Below are 5,870 nucleotides of genomic sequence, written 5' to 3'. Positions count from 1 at the left end.
TCATTGACTGTCCCGTTCAATTGGGTAGGGACGCTATCGCCCGCGACATTCCGATTCAAGTTGAAAAGGTCCTGCATCGGAAAAGCGGCGCTGCGGCGGTGGTTTGTGCAACATTCAGGCTAGACGACCTGATCGCCGCCGTCGAACGCAGCGGCGCCACCCGGGTGGTGATCGATTCGCTGTCCGAGGTCAGCCTGTACCTGGCGCCCGAGTTCCAGAGTGACTACCGGTCCTCAGTGTTCCGCATCCTGGCCGGCCTGGCGCGCCTCGGCGTGACGGTGGTGGTGACGATGGGCCTGGACGACCGCTACACCGAGCTGCGTTTCAGCCAGGCCGACACCGGTTTCCTGGCCGACGCCATCGTCGCCATGCGCTACGTGGAGATCGAGGGCACCCTGGCCAAGGTGATGTCGGTGGTCAAGGTGCGCGGCAGCGCGCACAGCACCGACCTGCGCCGCTACACGATCGACGCCGGCGGCTTGCGCATCGAGCCGCGCGCCTTGCCGTACACCGGCTTGTTGTCCGGGTGCGCGGCGACCATCGTGCCGCCCGGCTAAGGGGACGCCATGCCGATGGACGACAGTACCGACGCTGCGCCGGCATTGACGCCAATCATGGACGTGGCCTCGCCGGACGACTGCGCCGACCCGGCCGCCTTGCGCCTCATGCTGGCGCAACTGGCCGGCGAAGTGGCCAACCTGCGCGCCGCCGCCGTGCTGCAGGCGGCCCAGGGCGATCAATTGCGCGAAGCGAACGGCAACCTGGTGCTGGCCACCCTGGAGGCGCGCACCCTGCGCGACGCGGCCGAGGGCGCGCACCGGCGCCAGAACGAATTCCTGGCCATGCTGGCGCACGAGCTGCGCAATCCGCTCGCGCCGATCAGCCTGGCCAACGCCATGCTGGTGCGGCTGCCGGAGCCATCCATCGAACTGCTGAACCTGCACGCGATCATCCATCGCCAGGTCTTGCACCTGACCCGCCTGCTGGACGACTTGCTGGACGCGGCGCGCATCAGCAGCGGCAAGATTTCCCTGCTGCGCAGTCCGATGCCGCTGGTCGAGTTGCTGCGCCGCTCGGTGCAGACGGTCCAGGCGCGCCTGCTCGAGCGCGACCAGCAGGTGCAGCTGGACTTGCCGGAAGAACTGATCGTCGACGGCGACGCGGTGCGCCTGGCGCAGGTGTTCGCCAACCTGCTGGTCAACGCGTCCAAGTATACCGGTGACCACGGCCTGATCCGGGTCGCCGCGCGTGCCCACGACGGCCTTGCGCTGGTGACCGTGAGCGACAACGGCGCCGGCATGGACGCCGATGTGCTGGCCAGCGTGTTCGACCTGTTCTCCCAGGGACCGCGCGCGCTGGCGCGGGCCGAAGGCGGGCTCGGGGTCGGCCTGAACGTGGTGCGCAACATCGTCGAGCTGCACGGTGGCAAGGTGAGCGGCAGCAGCGATGGCCTCGGACTGGGCAGCGTGTTTACCGTGACCCTGCCGCTGGTGGCCGACGCCGGCGTGCTGGCGGTGCTGCCGAGCCCGAACGTGGCGACGGCCAGCCGCCGCATCCTGCTGGTCGAAGACAATCTGGACGCCAACGAAACGCTGACCCGCCTGCTGCGCGGCGAGGGCCACCAGGTGACCTCGGTGTACGACGGCGTGACCGGGCTGGCCCAGGCGCGCGCCCGCGCCTACGACGTGCTGATCTGCGATATCGGCTTGCCCGGGCTGGACGGCTACCAGTTGATCACGCAATTGCGCAAGACCTCGGGCGCGCATATTCCCTTCGCCATCGCCATTTCCGGCTACGGCCAGGTGGAAGACCGCACCCACGCCATCGCGGCCGGCTTCGGCCAGTACCTGGTCAAGCCGCTCGACGCCGACGCCCTGCTGGCGCTGGTGGCGTCGAGCGCCGTCACCCGCTTCATCGCCGCCGCTGCCCGCCCGGTGTAGGCGGCGCCAACGCACGTCTGCGCGGCTTCGCCGCAACCTTGCTGGGCCGGGTTTTGCGCCCATCGTTGTTACTCAAGGTTTGATTATGTTTACTCCCAATTCCGCACGGCCGCGCCAGTTGGCGCTGGCCGGCCTGGCGCTTGCGCTGCTGACCTTGTATGTGGCCGGGGCCCTGGCCCTGGCCAACCCGACCCGTTCGGTCCCGCTGGCCCTCGTGTTCGGCGCGGCCGCGCTTGTGGCGCCACTGTGCCTGTGGCTGTGCAACCGCCCGACCCGGGTGCTGCTGCGCGGGCTCAAGCATCCTCCCGACAGCGGGCGCGCGCTGGTGCAGCGCCTGATCAAGTCGGAAGCGCTGCAGGACGCGATTTTCAACAGCGCCAATTTTTCCAGCATCGCCACCGACGCCCAGGGCGTGATCCAGATCTTCAACGTCGGCGCCGAGCGCATGCTCGGCTATGCGGCGGCCGACGTGGTCGACCTGATCACCCCGGCCGCGTTTTCCGATCCGCAGGAAGTGATCGCGCGCGCCGCCGCCCTCAGCGCCGAGCTCGACACGCCCATCGCACCCGGCTTCGAGGCGCTGGTGTTCAAGGCCTCGCGCGGCATCGAAGATATCTACGAGTTGACCTACATTTGCAAGAACGGCAACCGCCAGCCGGCGGTGGTGTCGGTGACGGCCCTGCGCGACGCCGGCGGGACCATCATCGGCTACTTGCTGATCGGCACCGACAACACGGCGCGCAAGAATGCCGAGCAGGCCCTGGTGCGGGCCGGGGCCTTGCAGGCCGCCATCTTCAACAGCGCCAATTTTTCCAGCATCGCCACCGATGCGCGCGGCGTGATCCAGATTTTCAACGTCGGCGCCGAAAAGATGCTCGGTTACGCCGCCGCCGATGTCGTCGACCGCATCACCCCGGCCGATATTTCGGAGCCGGACGAAGTGGTGGCGCGCGCGATCAGCCTCAGCGACGAACTCGACACGCCGATCGCGCCCGGCTTCGAAGCGCTGGTGTTCAAGGCTTCGCGCGGCATCGAAGACATTTACGAGCTGACCTACATCCGCAAGGATGGCAGCCGGTTCCCGGCGGTGGTGTCGGTGACGGCCCTGCGCGACGCCGATGGCGCCATCATCGGCTACCTGCTGATCGGCACCGACAACACCGCGCGCAAGCGGGTCGAGGCGGAACAGGCCGTGCTCGACCAGCGCTTGCGCGACCAGCAGTTCTACACCCGCTCGCTGATCGAATCGAATATCGACGCCCTGATGACCACCGATCCGCACGGCATCATCAGCGATGTGAACCACCAGATGGAAGCGCTGACCGGCTGCACCCGCGATGAACTGATCGGCGCGCCGTTCAAGAATTACTTCACCGATTCGGCGCGCGCCGAGGCCGGCATCAAGCGGGTGCTGGCGGCCGGCAAGGTCACCAACTACGAGCTGACCGCGCGCGCCCGCGACGGCAAGGAAACCGTGGTGTCCTACAACGCCACCACCTTCTACGACCGCGACCGCAAGCTGCGCGGGGTGTTCGCCGCCGCGCGCGACGTCACCGAACGCCAGCAGTTCGAACAAACCCTGCAAGCGAACAATGTCGAGCTGGAAGCGGCCCGCGGCGTCGCCGAAAAGGCCAACCTGGCCAAGTCGGAGTTTCTCTCGAGCATGAGCCACGAACTGCGCACGCCGCTCAACGCCGTGCTCGGGTTCGCCCAGCTGATGGCGTCGGACGAGCCGCCGCCCACGCTCAAGCAACAGCGCTCGATCAACCAGATCCTCAAGGGTGGCTGGTATCTGCTGCGCCTGATCAATGAAATCCTCGACCTGGCCCAGATCGAGTCGGGCAAGGTGTCGATGTCGACCGAGCCGATGTCGCTCAGCGACGTGCTCGACGATTGCAACGAGCTGGTCGGCCCGCAGGCGAGTGCGCGCGGCATCTTCTTGCTGTTTCCCACGCCCGGCGCGCCGTTCTACATCCACGCCGACCGGGTGCGGGTCAAGCAGGTCCTGATCAACCTGCTGTCGAACGCCATCAAGTACAACAGTGTCGAAGGGTCGGTACATGTGGCGTGTTCCTCGCGTCCGGGCGGCATGGTGCGGGTCGCCGTGACCGATACCGGCGCCGGGCTGGGCCGCGAACAAGTGGCGCAGCTGTTCCAGCCGTTTAACCGGCTGGGCCAGGAAAACGGGGTGGAGGAGGGCACCGGCATCGGCCTGGTGGTCACCAAGCAACTGGTCGAATTGATGGGCGGCACGATCGGGGTCGAGAGCGAGCCCGGACGCGGGGCCAGGTTCTGGGTCGAGTTCGTATCCTGCGCGGCGCCGGTCCAGCCGGCGGCGCTGTCGGCGGCCGACGCGGCGGCCCTGGCGCGCGCGCGTCCGGCGCCCGGTTCGGCCCAGCACACCTTGCTGTATGTGGAAGACAATCCGGCCAACCTGCTGCTGGTCGAGCAATTGCTGGAGCGGCGCCCGGAGTTCAAGCTGCTCACCGCCATCGACGCCCACCTGGGCATTGCCCTGGCGCGCGCTTACCGGCCTTCGGTGATCCTGATGGATATCAACCTGCCCACCCTGAGCGGTTTCGGCGCCTTGCGCATGTTGCGTGGCTATGAGGAAACGGTGCATATTCCGGTGCTCGCATTGTCGGCCAACGCCATGCCGCGCGATATCGCACGCGGCCTGGACGCGGGATTTTTCCGCTACCTGACCAAGCCGATCCAGATCGCCGAATTCATGGAAGCGCTCGACCTGGCCTTGCTGCATGCGCAAGAGCGCGGGCACGACCCGCTGCCGGAAGTGCTTGCCTGAGTGGCCGCGCCGGCGATGGCACGCTGACGGTGCGCTTAAGGAACGCCTGACAAAACGTCGCGCTTGTCCTGGGAGTAACACCGTCGTACACTGGGCGATTGCGACCGTCCGCCGTCGACTGCTGGCCGACGGTAACAATGGGGGACCTCGAAAAACCGTAGCGAGCGGCACAATTTTCGTCCTGCGATGCTCACCGTACCTTCGTACGGCTGCGCTTCTCCGACGAAACTTGCACCGCTCGCTACGGTTTTTCGAGGTCCCCCAATATGTAAAGGCGAATTCTGTAAAGCGCGACGGGCTTTTGCATTGTTGTTCAAGTTGCGCCCTGCGTGCGGCCGTACTGGTGTGCCGCCGACAACTGCTTTCGAAATTCGAACGGCGATACGCTGCATGGGATTTATGCGTGCTTCAGTCACTATCAATTAGCAACTTTTGATGAACACAACGCTGCCGTGCTTTCACCGCTATTCGCCTCCACTGAGTCCGTAATCGTTCGCAATAGGAATAATGATGCGGAAAATGCCGCGCTGACGTGTTCTCTTTGGAATCATTCTTTATTGAGGTGAGGTGTGAAATCTCTGGAAATACTCATCAAGCGATGGAAATTAGGGAACGTGAGACCTTTTCCGCCTTATGGTGAATCGATAATACGCTCCACTTTTTTAGACGCAGGAATTGAAGCATCGAAAGACCTAATTGGGCTGTACGGTGCCTTCGGTGGAATGGATGTTCCTGACGACAACCTGTGGCGTCTCTGGCCGCTCTCTGAAGTGGCTGAGCGAGCAAATGAGGCGAACGCGTTCGGTGTGTTGTTTTCAGACTATCTTCTCGACTCGTGGGCCTATCGCATCAAACCAAACGACACGGATACCAGTGCAGTCTACATCGACTATTACGATACGAAAGACCCATTGCTGGTGGCGCGTACACTCGGCGAATTTTTTGAGAAGTATGTCCAGAATGCCGATGAATTATTGAATCAACCGTGTTGAGATGAACCTGAATCCGTGCTCCGAAATTGACAGACACATTCCCATCCGCAAAGCGACTATTTTTTGCGGATTTTCTGCTGTGCTCGGGCCGTTGTCCAGCGCTGTTGCGCTCCAGGCTGCGCTTATCCGTCA

At 64.4% G+C, this 5,870-nt stretch carries 4 protein-coding genes; all 4 read left to right on the top strand.

What is annotated here, in order from left to right; genetic code table 11:
- Positions 1-557 (top strand): RAD55 family ATPase (locus F1735_RS32255; protein WP_308628250.1); only part of this gene is annotated, 557 nt, incomplete at its 5' end.
- A gap of 9 nt (positions 558-566) precedes the next feature.
- The gene (locus F1735_RS32250; RefSeq protein ID WP_167240939.1) at positions 567-1,940 is read left to right on the top strand and encodes a hybrid sensor histidine kinase/response regulator; all 1,374 of its coding nucleotides are present in this window, start codon (positions 567-569) and stop codon (positions 1,938-1,940) included.
- An 85-nt stretch (positions 1,941-2,025) separates the two neighbouring features.
- The gene (locus F1735_RS32245) at positions 2,026-4,746 is read left to right on the top strand and encodes a hybrid sensor histidine kinase/response regulator (RefSeq protein ID WP_167240937.1); all 2,721 of its coding nucleotides are present in this window, start codon (positions 2,026-2,028) and stop codon (positions 4,744-4,746) included.
- Between the two features lie 569 nt (positions 4,747-5,315).
- Positions 5,316-5,738 carry a hypothetical protein gene (locus F1735_RS32240; protein WP_167240935.1) on the top strand — a complete coding sequence of 141 codons (423 nt, stop codon included), beginning with the start codon at positions 5,316-5,318 and terminating at the stop codon, positions 5,736-5,738.
- Positions 5,739-5,870: the final 132 nt, after the last annotated feature.

This window comes from Massilia genomosp. 1, from assembly GCF_011682185.1.
Lineage (GTDB): Bacteria > Pseudomonadota > Gammaproteobacteria > Burkholderiales > Burkholderiaceae_D > Telluria_A > Telluria_A rubra.
Note: the sequence above shows the minus strand (reverse complement) of the source record. Positions and strands in the feature narration are given on the sequence as shown.